The organism is Sebaldella sp. S0638, assembly GCF_024158605.1.
GTDB lineage: Bacteria > Fusobacteriota > Fusobacteriia > Fusobacteriales > Leptotrichiaceae > Sebaldella.
This window is the reverse complement of sequence record NZ_JAMZGM010000091.1, coordinates 1-13,037: the sequence shown is the minus strand read 5'-3', so window position 1 is coordinate 13,037 and position 13,037 is coordinate 1. Positions and strand designations below refer to the sequence as shown.

Here is a 13,037-nt window from a genome sequence, read left to right as displayed (position 1 = left end):
TTCATAATAAAGTCCTCCTGTTTTTAGTTTATCATAAAAAGATTTTTTTATTTACAGACTTTTTATCACAGGCTCTATTTTTGCCCTTTAGCTTTTCTATCAATCTATCAGTGATCTCACTGTATAGTCTTTATAATTTATCTTACCCTTTTTTACATAAACATTTATTGTACAACCTGATCCTTTTTTCTCTAATTTCATCAAATCTTCTAGTAAATATTCAACTTCTTTATTATTTAAAATAAAATTAATATATCTTTCTTTTTTGCTTTCTGTCATCTTATACTCCTAGTATATTATTAATTACTATTTTTTTCAATACCTTTGTCGCCCACTTTTTGATTTTTCTTTTGATTTATTCGTTTAATATATTCCCTCACTGTTCTTCTGGTTATCTTTAATTTATATGCTATCTGCCTTTGAGTAAGGCCCTGCTTCAATAAATTTTCTGTCTCCTCTTCCCGTTTACTTAATTTCATAGCCTGCTCCTTGATAATCACTATTTATCTTCGGATTGATATGAAATTCTATTTCTTTTTTTATTTCTTCATCTGTCCATATTCCTTTTGCAAGTTTAGCAGGGACAGGAACTAAATGTTCCAATTCTATGAAACTTTTATCTCCCATGTTATGTATTTTATTGTGCATTTCCCGGCATAGTGGCAATACAAGTAAATCATCTATAAATGAACTATTATATCCGGAAGCTCCAACACTTTCAACGTGGTGAATGTCTGCCCCTGATTGTCCTGTTACACAACACCTCTTTACTTTTAAACATGCTATTACAATTCTTGCTATATCTGGTACCCATTCCGTCCAGTGTTCCATATATTCCCTAAAACCTACACCTTCCATTATTGCCAATTCTGTAAGCCATTGAATAAATTCTGTTGCTATTTTCTTACTTGCTCCATCTCTTTTCTGTTCCGATATAGAAAAATATTCCAAATCTCTTTCTTTACAAAATCTTGTTTCTAGCTGTTCTCTCCACTCTTCCTTACTTCCACCGAGGCAATATGCAAAATCGTCTAAAATACACCAAATTTTTTCCCTCTGTGCCGTTGTAAGTCTATCCTCTACTTCTATATTATGATTCGCATTTTCTATGAAGTTTCCCATTAACTCAATTCTATTTTTCTGTATTGTATGAGTAGAAGTAATAATGTAATTAACAAGATTATTTTCCATGTCTATTTCAAATACTCCCTTTATTTTATCTATCTTTTTCATGCTATTTTTCACCACCAAACTTCCCTTTATTTTTCTAACAAAAAAGCAAGACTCTTTTTTTAAAGTCTTGCTTTTCTTAAATATTTTCACTATAAGGAAGTGATTTTATATAATTTTCCATAAATTCCCAGTCTGGCTTATCATTAAGTGTTGGTAATTTTATAGTTAGTTCCCTTAATCTATTTGTTCCCATTTTTCTCGAATAATTAAATCTGTACTTCTCTTTTCCTAATATAGTAGTTAAAAATAAAGCTATGTATTTATTTAATATATATGGTTTTTTCATACTTAAAATTCTAACATCTACTTTAGTAGCTAAAAAATTATATTCTTGATAAAAAGCACATCCTACTGAGCCACCACGATTTATTGTTATAACATTCCCTTCATTCACTTCACTCGAACTTACATAACTTGTAACCCCATTATTGTAAGCTGTTGATGTAATGTATGGGATAGATCCTGGCAAATATGAACTTGAAAATTCATCTTTCGAAGATTTTATAGTAAAAAAGTCACTTAATTTATACTCTTTCCATTTACCAGTCTCTAAAACAATTTTTTCTTTTTTTCTTTTTTTCAATTGTTTTATATTTAAATTTTTTTGAGCCCAATCCGGTATTTTTTCTGGAATTTCTAGTGATTTTAAAGTTTTATTTGCCTGTCTTCCATAGTTATATCTATATTTATTTTTTTCAATACATAATGCATAAAATTGTTTTTCTAAAAAACTCATTTCTTTTTTAGGTTTCAATACCATAACATGAAAACCAGTATAAAAATCTCTCTTTTGAACAAAAGTAGACAAAACACTTCCGCCAAGAGCAACTGTTATTAAGCCCTTTTCAAATGGTTCAACTCCTTCTACGACTTTAACTCTAGCTGCTACTCCATTATTACTTCCTGTTCTTGAAATAAAATTAATTTTAGAATTATCATCTTGCTTCATATTAATAAGTTCAAAATCATTTCCCCTATAAAAATCAAACAATTCAGGTAGTTTAATCATTTTCATCTAAATCACCTATTTTTACAAGATACGCTAAATAATCTCTAAGAGTTTGTTCAAATTCATCTTGTGTAAGTTCTGTATAGTTTGTTTCTAAATATGCTTCAGCACACCACTCTTCTTTAGCTGTAATTATTTTAGTTGTGCTTAATCCCGGTTCAATTTCGTTGTTTACATATAGATTTAACCATTTTTCCTTTATATCTTTCCATTTGTCTAAATGATCATTTCGTCCTTTATTTTTTCTTTTTACAAAACCATCATCTTTAAAATAACCAAAAAATGTTTTAAAATTTTTAGGATGTGGATTATGAGCTTCTATGACTAAAATTGCTGTTACAACTCCTACTTTTGAGTTTATGAACAGTTCATCTGGCATTGACAAAACAGCTTTTAATGTATGTTTTTTTAATAACTTTTCCTTTAACTCAAAACCTTTCCCACTTGAAGCAAGTACACAACTCATTGGTATTATCGCGACGCATCTTCCACCTTTTTGTAAAAACTCTAAATTATTCAATATAAATTCCATTTCTTCTCTTGCATTTTTTTTACTTTTATATGGAGGATTTAGAAAACCGACTGTTGGTAAAAATTTCTCTTTTATTTCCAATTTTATTTTTTCATCAAAACAATCTCCCTTGAAAATATTGCTTTTTCCATCTCCATGTAAATACATATTTGATACTGCTAAAGTATAAATGGTTCCTTCTTTTTCTATCCCTAATAATTGTTTAGATTTTATATTTTTAATTTTCTCAATATCCCCTTTTGATTTTTTCATCATACGACCCATTGCAGAAATTAAAAAACCACTTGTTCCAGTACAATTATCAATAACAACATCATTTTCATCAAGATTAGATAACTCACAAAATAATTCCGTTATATGAGAAGGTGTTAAAACAATACCTAAACTTTTATCTGAATTTGAATATTTTAAAAACTCTATATAAAATTCACTAATTATATCTTGTATTTTATTATTTAAAGAATTTTCTTCAATATAATTTCTTAATTTAGAATTTATATCATGTATTATTTTTTTTATCTGTTTTACTTCCATATCTAAATCTTTTAGAAATACAAATGTATTTTTAAATAATTCTATTTTATCCTCTTGAATATCAGAAGTACTCAATGTTTCTACTATACAATTCAATAAAGCATTTGTTAATTGTTTTGTTTCTCTCTTCGCCTCTTCTTGATATATAATAAATTTTTTTTTATATTTTTCTTTATCTTTTTTATATTTATTAGCTTCTTCTTCTAATTTGCTAGATCTTTTCCCATAGTCCATATAATTAAATGTATCACTCCCTAGAGCAATTAGAATTCCACTAATCAATAAACTTCTTTTATCTTCTTTTATATTTAAATCATGTAATTCATCATTAAGTTCATTAGCATAACTTAAAATATCTTCATAATTTTTTTTACTTTCCTCTCTTTTTATCTCTTCTTTATAAAATTCTATATAATTATCTACTGACAGTAACTTATCTCCCAACACTTCTTTATAATCAGATTTTATTCCTTGAAAAAAAGTAGATATTTTTAAATCTTTTTCATCCTGACCACTAACAGCTATACTAATAACATTGTATTCTTTTGAAAGATATGCTGAATATAATAAAACTCCATCTACAGCATATTCTTTGAATTTATTTCCCTCTTTACTTGCATGATTTTTTGTCAAAGCTTTACATTCGATTACAATTATTAAATCCGATAACTCCTCATCATCAAAAGTTAATAAAAATTCCGGTCTCCCATTACCATCTCCACTCTTCGAAGCATTTTGTAATAGTTTTTTTATTTTTTTATTTTTAGGAATTTGTTCTTCCAATTCATATCCAAAACTTTCAAAATGTTTTCTTACTATATTTTCTGTTATTCTTTCATTTGCCACAGCTATCTCCCTCTATAATCTTGATTATATAATAATAGTTTACTATAATTATCGGGATAAAGCAATATGTGGATCATCTTAACTTAAAATAATCAATTTTTATTATAAATACTACTTCTTTGCAAAACTTTGTATTCAATTTTCATTGTCCACTGTCACATTTTTTCTAATTATTCACTTCTAAGATTTCCAATGCCAGTATCACATATCCATCCCTTAAATATTCCTGATCATCTAGAATATATGTTATTGAAGTCCAAAGTTCTCTTCCTGTATATTCTTTTGTTTCTCTATTATATTCTTGTATTTGCAATAAATCTCCTACTTCATAGGCCCTGTCATTTTTTCTTACTTCAAATGTTTTTCTTTTTTCAACCACATCATTAAAATATTCAGGATCTATTTTTATTTCATGTTTCTTTATCATGCAGCCTCCTATATTTTTTATTATTTTAAATATATCTTTTTATATTATCAAACCCTTTATTTACAAGTATTTTTTTAAAATTATAGAATATATTTTTTCATATAAATTTTTAAATAAAATATATCTTTTTTATCTTGTTATTGTTTGTAATATTTTTACTTTATAAGTATCTCCTATATTATATTTTTTATACTCTTCTTTGCTTATATTTGTCCACATTCCATTATCAAAAGCTATTGCATATCTTATCTCAATTGGTTCTATTTCTTCCCTGCAAGTTTTACGATATTCATTTCCTCTACATACTAAGTATTTTCCCCCACCAACTTTATAAAAATTTTTCCCTGTAATTTTATAACTTTTTCCGCATGATACTAATAATAATAAACTAAATAATGTTATAATTTTTTTCATTCTTCCTCCTACTTTTTCAAATTTTCATGCAATAAACCATTTTCTTCTGTATATCCTGAATATTTTTTGTATTCACTTATAAAATCATCAATTGTAAAACCTTTTTCCAGCATTTCTTTTTGAGCTTTCACAGGTATTACACTCAACATCTTTTTTGACTTTTCATATACTATTGTAAGAACTTCGGCTGCTCTTGCAATATCTTCATATGTCATATTATCCATAGGCCACTCCTCTTATTCTTCTAAAGATTATAAGCTTTTGCATCTTTAACAAAATAAAAATCTAATTCATATTGATTTTTCTTTTTCCATTTATCAAAAACTTCATTTAATAATAAATTCAGCTCTTCTTTTTCCTCGTATGTTACATCTTCAAGATAATCTTCAATATTATCCTCGGTATCACGATAAACATCATCTTGAATATTTTCAATCAGAACATCAACGTCAATTTTGCCTTCAATATATTCAACAGTTCCTATAAATACCTTTTCGTATTCTCCATTATTTTCTTGTCTCGCTTCTTTTAAACACTCGTCTATCGAGTTACAAGGTTCACTACTTGCTGATAAATTATCAAAGTACCATGCATACTGTTTTTCATTCATATTTATCTCTCCTTTATTCATCTATTTTCAAATAGCCGTGATTTATTAGAAATTCTATTTTTATTTTAGATGCTATATCTGCTGATCCTTTTATTGGATATATATCTTCTTCTCTGAATATATAACTTTGTTCTGTGTAAAATTCCGATTGATACATTACCAGCATGCTTCCCTCATAATCATCAAATAATTCTATCGCTTTTACCTTTGGTATCTTATCCATATCTGTATAATTATGTGTCATTTCCATTAGTTTATTTGCTTCTTCCTCTGTTAAATTCATTATACTTTTTCCTGTTTTAATTAATCTCATCTGTATCTCTCCCTGTTATCTGTTTCATTGTATTTTCATAGCAAGCTCTTGCTTCTTCCATACTTCCAAATTTTACAGGTACTTTTTTTCCACTAATCATGAAAAATATTACTTCCTTCTCACTTAAACCTACTATTTCAATGTGTTTTATTACTATACATGCTTCTGTTTTACTATTAGAACCAATTACTATTAATATTTTGTTTTCATCTATGTCTTTCATATTAATTCCGCTCCTTTATATTGGCCTGCATCCCCCAAGCAAGTGAAATAATTCCCTATCTTTTACACTTACTGCATTTATTTTAAAACTCTAATTCATAATTATTTTGTATTGCAAATCTTATCAGGTCTTTTTTCTTTTCAAATCCAAATTTGCCACCACATACTTTTATCCAATAATACAAAATATCATTTTCTTTTTTCACAAATACTTTTTTTATTTTATTATTCATATTATCTCCAATTAAAATAATCTATATTCACTACTTTGATTTTTACTATTTTCAATAAATAAAGTTTCAAATATTGCTTCTAGTACATTTACAACTATACTGTTACCAGCTTGCTTATATGCCTGCGAATCACTTATTCCTGCCAGTCTTACTCTTTCATAATCATGGTCTGAAAATCCCATTAGTCTAAAACATTCTTGTGGAGTTAATCTCCTAATTCCAAAAGTTTTATCCGATACCAACTGACGTCTTTTCTTTTTGAAATAATCCTCTAATGTCGTTCCCTTCGTATAATTAGCATCTATACAATAACTTATATCTTTATTTATCAGATATAAACCTGTCTTTGCTCCCAATCCTCCGCCATTCGCATTTAAGGTTACCGCCATATCTGTTGTATATACTCTTTCTCCTTGAGAATCTCTGTCTGTTAAACTCCCTATTTTTATTATTCCGTGTCTATCTTGTGTGGTAAGTGTGAACATTTCCTCATTATCGCCTTTAAATCTTCTTCCATTTTGACGTTTTTCAAGCCTGTCTGGTGTCACACATGGATATATTCCTGTTTCAAGATCTTTTATTTCATAATTATATTTTTCTAAAAAAGCTTGTACTTTTTCAGCTCTTAAATAATACTTTTCTAGTACTTCATCTTCTAGTAAATCACTTAATTTTAATTTCAGCACTCTTTTTTCTGGAAAAACATATTTAAAATTATTCTCTCTAACACTTACACAAAATACTCTATTTCTATTCTGTGGTATATTATAGTCTCTAGCATTTAATATCTTATAAAAGTTTCTATATCCCAAGCTTTCCAGTTTTACCAACCAATTTTCAAAATCTTTTATATGCTTTTTTGATAATAAGGCATCTACATTTTCCATTAATAAATATTTTGGCAGTTTATTTTTATCTGCTGCAATATTTAATAACCGTTCCACTTCAAGTAATAATCCGCTTCTAGTTCCTTCTTTTATTCCTTTACCATATCCTGCCACACTTATATCCTGACATGGAAAACCATAAGTTATTAAGTCATTTTCAGGCAATTCTTTTATTTTTCTAATATCCCCTAAATTAGGAGTTATTAAATCTTTATGTATTGCCCTGTAGCTAATCTCTGCATATTTATCTATTTCAGAAAATCCCACTACTTCATGATCTATATTTAGATTATTCAATGCTTTTCGTGGTGCTCCTAACCCCGCAAATAATTCAATTATTTTTATTTTGTTCATTCTTTTCCTAACTTATCATAAGATTTTTCTTTAATAGCCCATATATAAATTCCTTACCTCTCTGTGTCCAGACAAGATATTCATTTACTTTTTCAATTCCATGACTATTTTTATAAGGGTATTTTTTTATTTCGTGATATCCCTTATCTACAAATGCCCCATTTATATAAATTTTCCCATACCGTTCGCTTAATACTCCCATTGATATTAGAAATTTATTCAACTTATAGGCTGTCATTCCAAATTCTTGTCCTAATTCTGTTGCTGTCTTTGTATCTTTTGAATTTAATACCCTGTCATAGTAATTTATTTTAGGCTCATTTTTCTTAAGCTCATATTCCAGACCTCTTATTTTTTCCTGTTCTTCTTTTAAATTAGTCGCTAATCTTATTATGGTATCAGGATTATTTAATATTTCTTCTATTTTTTCACTTGTTATATAAGCACCGTGATTTTTTATACTTGGTAATACTTCACTTGTAACCCAGCTTTTAAATATTTTCGCCTCTTTCATCTTTGAACTTAGTATTAAACTATATAAACCGCTCTCATTTATTACCCAACTTAACTGTTCTCTTCCTAAGTCATCTATGACGGGATGTTTTATCCTGTCATCCTCATCTACGTGTTTTAATATTGCCTTATGTGTTTCTTTATAATTTAATGCTTCTGCAATATCTTTTCCTACAAAGCATATTTTATTTTCTATTTCTAAAGTTCTTATTCTTCCAAATTTTTCATTTTTAAATACTTGTAACTCATTCATTGTTAGCCACCTCACTAAATTTTATATGTGCCATAAAATCCTCTCTTTTTCTTCCGGCAGACATATAAGATACTCGTGTATTGTATTCAAAATTAAAATCATATAATTTCAATAACTCTATTGAATCCTCTTTTATCTGATTGAAAAATATAAAATCATTTCTTTTTTCCTTCAAACTATTTAATAATTTTATTGTTTTTTCTAGTCCAAAAAACTCGTCACCATACTGTTTTTGTGATGAATTTAGATATGGTGGATCAACTACCACTAATGTCTTTCTATCACCAAACTTTATATATTTTTCTATAAATTCCTTATAATCTAAACTATCCAATTTTACATTTTTCAAATGTCTTATATATTCAAGGTCTTTTTCTATGGTTATATCATTTGTAAAATATATAAAATCCTTTATTTTTATTTCTGCTGCTGCTCTCTTAGAACTAAAAACAAAGTTCTTTGATAAATATTTCAATAAATTTTTATCTTTATCTTTCAATGAATTTTGTACTACTTCCTGATGTTCTTTACTCATTCTTCGCTCTTTTGACTTTTCCAGCCCTAATTTCAGTAATTTTTCTATAAAATTTTCTTTGAAATGAATATGTTCTTCAAAATTATCAAAGTAATGATCATAATCATTTGCTATTGCTTCCTCTACTATTTTTTCTTTTAATAGATTATTAGAAATTACGCAAGAACCACCAAATATTTCAACTATTCTTGTATATTTTCCATTTCTGGTTAACTCTGCTATTTCTTTTACTCTGTTTGATTTATTACCTGAAAATCCTGTTTTTATTACTTGCATTTATTACTCTCCCTTAAGTTTATTTATACCAACTCAAAAGATTTTTTTATCTATAACACTTCTATTCCCTTTAAATTAACTCCAAATAATTCCTTGCACTATCCCTGCCTTTCTTTTAAATACTTCTATAGAATTTTTTATATGATCAAAACCACGCATTTCGCATAATTCTATATAAGTTACAAAATATAATTTCCCCTCATTTTCTTCTAAATATATATTATTCAAAACTTCATTCGCTCTTGATATTTCTATGTCATTTAGAACTCTATCCAGTTTTTTCTTTATTTTCAAAACTCCTTCTCTTTTTAAGTGTTGAATATATAACTTTTTATTTCCCTGTCTCAATACTTCCAATGCTACTTCTGATATTTTATAAGGAAAATCTAGCATTACTACAGGTACTTCGCTCCTATTTAATTCACATTTTTTTGCTCCAAAGCCTATTAAACTCTTCTTTTTCTTCCTCTTTTGTAATTTTAATAAAAATTCTTTTATCATCTTTTCACCTCCTGATTAATTAAAATGGAAAATCGTCATCATCTATAGTGTCGTTATCTGCTCCACCTGGTTCCCAACTATGAGGTTCTGTCGCCTTTCCAGTTCCATTTTCATTTTTATTTGATTTAGGAAATTCTATCCTATCTACCAAGACTTTTAATCTATTTCTTTTATTTCCATTTTCATCTTCCCACTTGTCCTGTTTTATTTTTCCAGTTATTTCTATACCTTTTCCTTTAGAATAGTATTCAGAAATATGTAATGCCCTTTCTTCCCATGCTTCACAATTTATAAAATCAGGATCATATGCTTTTCCTTCTTTATTTTTACCGTTTGAAATTGCTATTGAAAATCTTAAATAAGTTTTTCCACTTTCTGTCTGCTGCAGTTTTAATTCATGGGTAGATATATAACCACTTAAGCACACTATATTCATACTTTTTTATTCCTCCTATTTGAATTCATTTACCTGATTCCGTATTCTTTTTAAAAATAATATTTTTCTATCTGCATCCTCTATAGTTTTAGCTGGGTACACCTTCCATACACAAATTTCTATACCTTCCCTGAGTAATTCAAGCTCTTTATTTTTTCGTCTCAATAACTCTTTTTCTTCTTTCTCATTCACCAGGAATCACTCCAATCAAGAACTAAAGTATTTTTGAAACTTAGTCTTATTTACTTCTGCTCTTCTGCTTTCCCAGTCAAAGTGAAAGTGTTTACATTGCTCTACTAGTCTATCCATTAACTTATCACTGCCTTTTATCTCTAAAAACTTATTCAACTGGCCATATGTCAGATTACTACTTATGATTACCGGAATTTCATTTTCATAAATTTCCTGTATTAAATTAAAAAGTCTTTCCTGTCTCCAGTTTATTGTATTTTCGTCCTTTTCAATTTTACTTTCTTTTTCCATCACTTCATTACCTAGGTCATCTATTATTATTAAATCTGCATTTCTTACAAACTCCAGTCTTTCTATCTCATTAAAATCTTTTTTCAATGTCTCAAGATAAAAACTAAAATTAAACCTGTAAACCTTATATTTATTCTTTAATTCATTATAGATACAGCTCGTATAAAATGATTTTCCCGTACCTGGATTACCTGTTAAAAGTATCCCCACTCCATCTTCTTTTACCTCATCAAATACTTTGCAGTAATTTAAAAGATTTTTGTAATATTTTTCTTCTATTTTAGAATTCAATACCACATTTTCAAATTTCCCTTTTAGAACCTTCGGTGTTATTAATGACTTCCGACAATAAAGTTCTATTTCTCTTTGCCTTTTATCTGTCTCTATTTTTTCCTCATTTTCTTTTATCTGGTTATAATAATATGCTCCCTCTTTTACAGATTCTTCTATGAAATTTCGCTTTAAATCTTCATCAGTTAAATTGACCCCAGCCCTTATTTGGTTTTTCTCTGCTATTTCCCGTAAACTTTCCATTTTTCTTACCATCCTTCTTCTGATAATCTTGAAACTGATCTATTTCTATTAAGGCTATATTTTTCACTATCCAAACTAAAAAATTCCTGTCATTCCCAGTTTTATTTCTCATTTCTTCATGGATAAACCTGACTTTCAGTATTTTCTGCAAAATTGCTTTCAGTCGCTTCATATCATATTTAATTAGTTTTGTATAATGTTCCTTCACCAAAACTTCTTTAGCCATTTCATTTACTTCCAAAACATGATTTTTTATCAGTGAATCAAAGAAATAATTTGCCCGTCCTAACGGATTATTTCCCAGCTCTTCATCTTCTTCTATATTTATATTATTATTATTTATATTATATATATTCTCCGTAACAATATTGTTACCCGTACCGTCCTCAAATTTGTTACCCGTGCCAGTAACATTTTTGTTACCGGTAGCGTTTTTGTTACCCGTGTATTCTTTATAATTTCTTTCGTTTACAGTTACTGTCGTTTCATCTCCATCTTCTGTTTTTTCTTTTAAACAGTAGGTTTTCATTGCTTTTTTCGATTCATAACTTTCTAAATCTTCTAAATAGGTCTTATATGATTCCTCTGCGTACAATCGTCTTTCTTCTACCGCATTTCCTTTTTCCAAAGCAATCATATATAAGTACCCTTTTTCTATCAGAGGACCTATCAACCTTGATATGCTCTTTTCATGCTTTCCTAATACCTTGGCTAAATAAGAATTTGTAGCATAACAATATCCAGCATTATTATTTCCTAATTCTTTTATTAAACTATATAGCCTAAATTCCCCGTCATTTAACTCTTTATCATTAAGAGCCTTATATATAAATTGATTCATAGAATCATCACTTCCTATTTTTCTTTTTTTGTGGTACAATTATTTTAAGTACATTCCAACCTCTTCTTAATCAGAAGGGGCTTTTTTATTATCCATCTATTTCTTCCCATTTTTCCGTCAAATCTTCATACAGAATTCTTGCTGATTCTTCATCTTTATCTTCTAAGGCTATTAGAAGACTTTCCGCTATATCCTTCAAATTTTCCATGTCTTTATTTCTCATTATTCACTCAGTCCTTCCTTTAAAACATCATCTATATTCACATCTTCCTTTTCTTTTTTTGCTTTCCTTCCCCCTCTTGCTACACCTTTAGGCTTTGGTTCTTCTTTTTTCTCGAGACTTTTTATTTTCTCTTCCTTTTTCTTCAATTCTTCCTGTAGCTCTCCATTTTCTTTTAACAGGGTCCTTACTTCTTCCCTTAACTTTTCTACCTGTTTTCTTTTCTCTATATATGCCACTTTAAACTCTGAATTATTTTCATCTACTTTCCTAGGTTCTACACATGATTCTATATAATCCATTATTGTTGCTCGGCTATCTTGTCTTTTCATTAATTCCTGCACATTCTCAAGTATTTCGTCAGCAGTAATATTTGTATCATTAAAATTTATCTTTTTCATTGATTCCTCCTTTAATTCCTCTATTCCATTTTACCCTTGACAAACTCCTACAATTTGATATAATATTATTGAAAACTAATTTGAAATGTGAATCTTGGGATAAAAGGCTGGACTTCGGTTCAGTCTTTTTGTTATAATAATTCGTAGCTCCCCAAGAGCTAACACTTTCAAATTAGGAGGAATGACATGTTGCGAATAGCAATGATAATCATTCTATTTTTGATTATCAGCAAAGTTCTACACTAGGTTTCATTCCTCGCCCTTCTAGGGCTTTTTTTATTTCACTTGTTCAACATAGCCTACTCCCATTACTTTTAATTAGCTTATCTGCAATAATAAGCCCCTGTAATTGCATTGTACTTATGTCAATAATGTGGACACATTTATCTTGTCTATTATGAAATTTTTTTCAAATATTCTTTAGGAGATA

22 protein-coding genes are annotated in these 13,037 nt (G+C 28.3%); all 22 read right to left on the bottom strand.

Going from position 1 to position 13,037, the window contains the following annotated elements; all coding sequences use genetic code 11:
- Positions 1 to 99: 99 nt before the first annotated feature.
- Positions 100 to 279 (bottom strand): hypothetical protein, encoded by a 180-nt coding sequence (locus tag NK213_RS17180; RefSeq protein ID WP_253351424.1) that lies wholly within the window; start codon positions 277 to 279, stop codon positions 100 to 102.
- A gap of 20 nt (positions 280 to 299) precedes the next feature.
- The gene (locus NK213_RS17175) at positions 300 to 479 is read right to left on the bottom strand and encodes a LuxR C-terminal-related transcriptional regulator (RefSeq protein ID WP_253351422.1); all 180 of its coding nucleotides are present in this window, start codon (positions 477 to 479) and stop codon (positions 300 to 302) included.
- Positions 466 to 1,233, bottom strand: a complete 768-nt coding sequence (locus tag NK213_RS17170; RefSeq protein ID WP_253351420.1) for a putative HNHc nuclease — start codon at positions 1,231 to 1,233, stop codon at positions 466 to 468. The genes NK213_RS17175 and NK213_RS17170 overlap by 14 nt, the downstream gene beginning before the upstream one ends.
- Positions 1,234 to 1,309: 76 nt before the next feature.
- Complete coding sequence (locus tag NK213_RS17165; RefSeq protein WP_253351418.1) at positions 1,310 to 2,248, bottom strand: restriction endonuclease subunit S; 939 nt, start codon at positions 2,246 to 2,248, stop codon at positions 1,310 to 1,312.
- On the bottom strand, positions 2,235 to 4,154 hold the full coding sequence (locus NK213_RS20700; RefSeq protein ID WP_253351416.1) for an N-6 DNA methylase: 1,920 nt from the start codon (positions 4,152 to 4,154) through the stop codon (positions 2,235 to 2,237). Before NK213_RS20700 ends, NK213_RS17165 begins: the two co-directional genes overlap by 14 nt.
- Before the next feature lie 166 nt (positions 4,155 to 4,320).
- Positions 4,321 to 4,581 carry a DUF3850 domain-containing protein gene (locus NK213_RS17155; protein ID WP_253351415.1) on the bottom strand — a complete coding sequence of 87 codons (261 nt, stop codon included), beginning with the start codon at positions 4,579 to 4,581 and terminating at the stop codon, positions 4,321 to 4,323.
- A gap of 129 nt (positions 4,582 to 4,710) precedes the next feature.
- Positions 4,711 to 4,995: a hypothetical protein gene (locus NK213_RS17150; RefSeq protein ID WP_253351413.1), complete on the bottom strand. Its 285-nt coding sequence runs from the start codon at positions 4,993 to 4,995 to the stop codon at positions 4,711 to 4,713.
- An 8-nt stretch (positions 4,996 to 5,003) separates the two neighbouring features.
- The gene (locus NK213_RS17145) at positions 5,004 to 5,219 is read right to left on the bottom strand and encodes a hypothetical protein (protein WP_253351409.1); all 216 of its coding nucleotides are present in this window, start codon (positions 5,217 to 5,219) and stop codon (positions 5,004 to 5,006) included.
- Between the two features lie 20 nt (positions 5,220 to 5,239).
- The gene (locus NK213_RS17140) at positions 5,240 to 5,605 is read right to left on the bottom strand and encodes a hypothetical protein (protein ID WP_253351402.1); all 366 of its coding nucleotides are present in this window, start codon (positions 5,603 to 5,605) and stop codon (positions 5,240 to 5,242) included.
- 13 nt (positions 5,606 to 5,618) lie between these two features.
- A complete protein-coding gene (locus NK213_RS17135; protein ID WP_253351400.1) occupies positions 5,619 to 5,918 on the bottom strand; it encodes a hypothetical protein in 300 nt (99 codons plus the stop codon).
- Positions 5,905 to 6,141, bottom strand: a complete 237-nt coding sequence (locus NK213_RS17130; RefSeq protein WP_253351399.1) for a hypothetical protein — start codon at positions 6,139 to 6,141, stop codon at positions 5,905 to 5,907. The genes NK213_RS17135 and NK213_RS17130 overlap by 14 nt, the downstream gene beginning before the upstream one ends.
- 82 nt (positions 6,142 to 6,223) lie before the next feature.
- Entirely contained in the window at positions 6,224 to 6,373 is a 150-nt protein-coding gene (locus tag NK213_RS17125) for a hypothetical protein (RefSeq protein ID WP_253351397.1), read from the bottom strand.
- Positions 6,374 to 6,384: 11 nt separating this feature from the next.
- On the bottom strand, positions 6,385 to 7,614 hold the full coding sequence (dcm, locus tag NK213_RS17120; protein ID WP_253351395.1) for a DNA (cytosine-5-)-methyltransferase: 1,230 nt from the start codon (positions 7,612 to 7,614) through the stop codon (positions 6,385 to 6,387).
- A gap of 7 nt (positions 7,615 to 7,621) precedes the next feature.
- Positions 7,622 to 8,380: a phage antirepressor KilAC domain-containing protein gene (locus NK213_RS17115; protein ID WP_253351393.1), complete on the bottom strand. Its 759-nt coding sequence runs from the start codon at positions 8,378 to 8,380 to the stop codon at positions 7,622 to 7,624.
- A complete protein-coding gene (locus tag NK213_RS17110; protein ID WP_253351389.1) occupies positions 8,373 to 9,191 on the bottom strand; it encodes a DNA adenine methylase in 819 nt (272 codons plus the stop codon). The genes NK213_RS17115 and NK213_RS17110 overlap by 8 nt, the downstream gene beginning before the upstream one ends.
- A gap of 75 nt (positions 9,192 to 9,266) precedes the next feature.
- A complete protein-coding gene (locus NK213_RS17105; RefSeq protein WP_253351387.1) occupies positions 9,267 to 9,692 on the bottom strand; it encodes a hypothetical protein in 426 nt (141 codons plus the stop codon).
- 19 nt (positions 9,693 to 9,711) lie between these two features.
- On the bottom strand, positions 9,712 to 10,128 hold the full coding sequence (locus tag NK213_RS17100; protein WP_253351385.1) for a single-stranded DNA-binding protein: 417 nt from the start codon (positions 10,126 to 10,128) through the stop codon (positions 9,712 to 9,714).
- Between the two features lie 15 nt (positions 10,129 to 10,143).
- Positions 10,144 to 10,320, bottom strand: a complete 177-nt coding sequence (locus NK213_RS17095; protein WP_253351383.1) for a hypothetical protein — start codon at positions 10,318 to 10,320, stop codon at positions 10,144 to 10,146.
- A gap of 15 nt (positions 10,321 to 10,335) precedes the next feature.
- The gene (locus NK213_RS17090) at positions 10,336 to 11,145 is read right to left on the bottom strand and encodes an ATP-binding protein (protein ID WP_253351381.1); all 810 of its coding nucleotides are present in this window, start codon (positions 11,143 to 11,145) and stop codon (positions 10,336 to 10,338) included.
- Entirely contained in the window at positions 11,084 to 11,986 is a 903-nt protein-coding gene (locus NK213_RS17085; protein WP_253351379.1) for a helix-turn-helix domain-containing protein, read from the bottom strand. The genes NK213_RS17090 and NK213_RS17085 overlap by 62 nt, the downstream gene beginning before the upstream one ends.
- A gap of 88 nt (positions 11,987 to 12,074) precedes the next feature.
- A complete protein-coding gene (locus NK213_RS20500; protein WP_256478813.1) occupies positions 12,075 to 12,209 on the bottom strand; it encodes a hypothetical protein in 135 nt (44 codons plus the stop codon).
- Complete coding sequence (locus NK213_RS17080; RefSeq protein ID WP_253351377.1) at positions 12,209 to 12,607, bottom strand: hypothetical protein; 399 nt, start codon at positions 12,605 to 12,607, stop codon at positions 12,209 to 12,211. Before NK213_RS17080 ends, NK213_RS20500 begins: the two co-directional genes overlap by 1 nt.
- Positions 12,608 to 13,037: the final 430 nt, after the last annotated feature.

Bases quoted from the DNA above. Each gene is read 5' to 3' on its own strand.
- NK213_RS17080 (WP_253351377.1), bottom strand. From the start codon at position 12,607: ATGAAAAAGATAAATTTTAATGATACAAATATTACTGCTGACGAAATA.
- NK213_RS17090 (WP_253351381.1), bottom strand. From the start codon at position 11,145: ATGGAAAGTTTACGGGAAATAGCAGAGAAAAACCAAATAAGGGCTGGG.
- NK213_RS17145 (WP_253351409.1), bottom strand. From the start codon at position 5,219: ATGGATAATATGACATATGAAGATATTGCAAGAGCAGCCGAAGTTCTT.
- NK213_RS17180 (WP_253351424.1), bottom strand. From the start codon at position 279: ATGACAGAAAGCAAAAAAGAAAGATATATTAATTTTATTTTAAATAAT.
- NK213_RS20500 (WP_256478813.1), bottom strand. From the start codon at position 12,209: ATGAGAAATAAAGACATGGAAAATTTGAAGGATATAGCGGAAAGTCTT.
- NK213_RS17170 (WP_253351420.1), bottom strand. From the start codon at position 1,233: ATGAAAAAGATAGATAAAATAAAGGGAGTATTTGAAATAGACATGGAA.
- dcm (WP_253351395.1), bottom strand. From the start codon at position 7,614: ATGAACAAAATAAAAATAATTGAATTATTTGCGGGGTTAGGAGCACCA.
- NK213_RS17140 (WP_253351402.1), bottom strand. From the start codon at position 5,605: ATGAATGAAAAACAGTATGCATGGTACTTTGATAATTTATCAGCAAGT.
- NK213_RS17130 (WP_253351399.1), bottom strand. From the start codon at position 6,141: ATGAAAGACATAGATGAAAACAAAATATTAATAGTAATTGGTTCTAAT.
- NK213_RS17105 (WP_253351387.1), bottom strand. From the start codon at position 9,692: ATGATAAAAGAATTTTTATTAAAATTACAAAAGAGGAAGAAAAAGAAG.
- NK213_RS17175 (WP_253351422.1), bottom strand. From the start codon at position 479: ATGAAATTAAGTAAACGGGAAGAGGAGACAGAAAATTTATTGAAGCAG.
- NK213_RS17165 (WP_253351418.1), bottom strand. From the start codon at position 2,248: ATGAAAATGATTAAACTACCTGAATTGTTTGATTTTTATAGGGGAAAT.
- NK213_RS17125 (WP_253351397.1), bottom strand. From the start codon at position 6,373: ATGAATAATAAAATAAAAAAAGTATTTGTGAAAAAAGAAAATGATATT.
- NK213_RS17100 (WP_253351385.1), bottom strand. From the start codon at position 10,128: ATGAATATAGTGTGCTTAAGTGGTTATATATCTACCCATGAATTAAAA.
- NK213_RS17150 (WP_253351413.1), bottom strand. From the start codon at position 4,995: ATGAAAAAAATTATAACATTATTTAGTTTATTATTATTAGTATCATGC.
- NK213_RS17155 (WP_253351415.1), bottom strand. From the start codon at position 4,581: ATGATAAAGAAACATGAAATAAAAATAGATCCTGAATATTTTAATGAT.
- NK213_RS17115 (WP_253351393.1), bottom strand. From the start codon at position 8,380: ATGAATGAGTTACAAGTATTTAAAAATGAAAAATTTGGAAGAATAAGA.
- NK213_RS17110 (WP_253351389.1), bottom strand. From the start codon at position 9,191: ATGCAAGTAATAAAAACAGGATTTTCAGGTAATAAATCAAACAGAGTA.
- NK213_RS17135 (WP_253351400.1), bottom strand. From the start codon at position 5,918: ATGAGATTAATTAAAACAGGAAAAAGTATAATGAATTTAACAGAGGAA.
- NK213_RS17085 (WP_253351379.1), bottom strand. From the start codon at position 11,986: ATGAATCAATTTATATATAAGGCTCTTAATGATAAAGAGTTAAATGAC.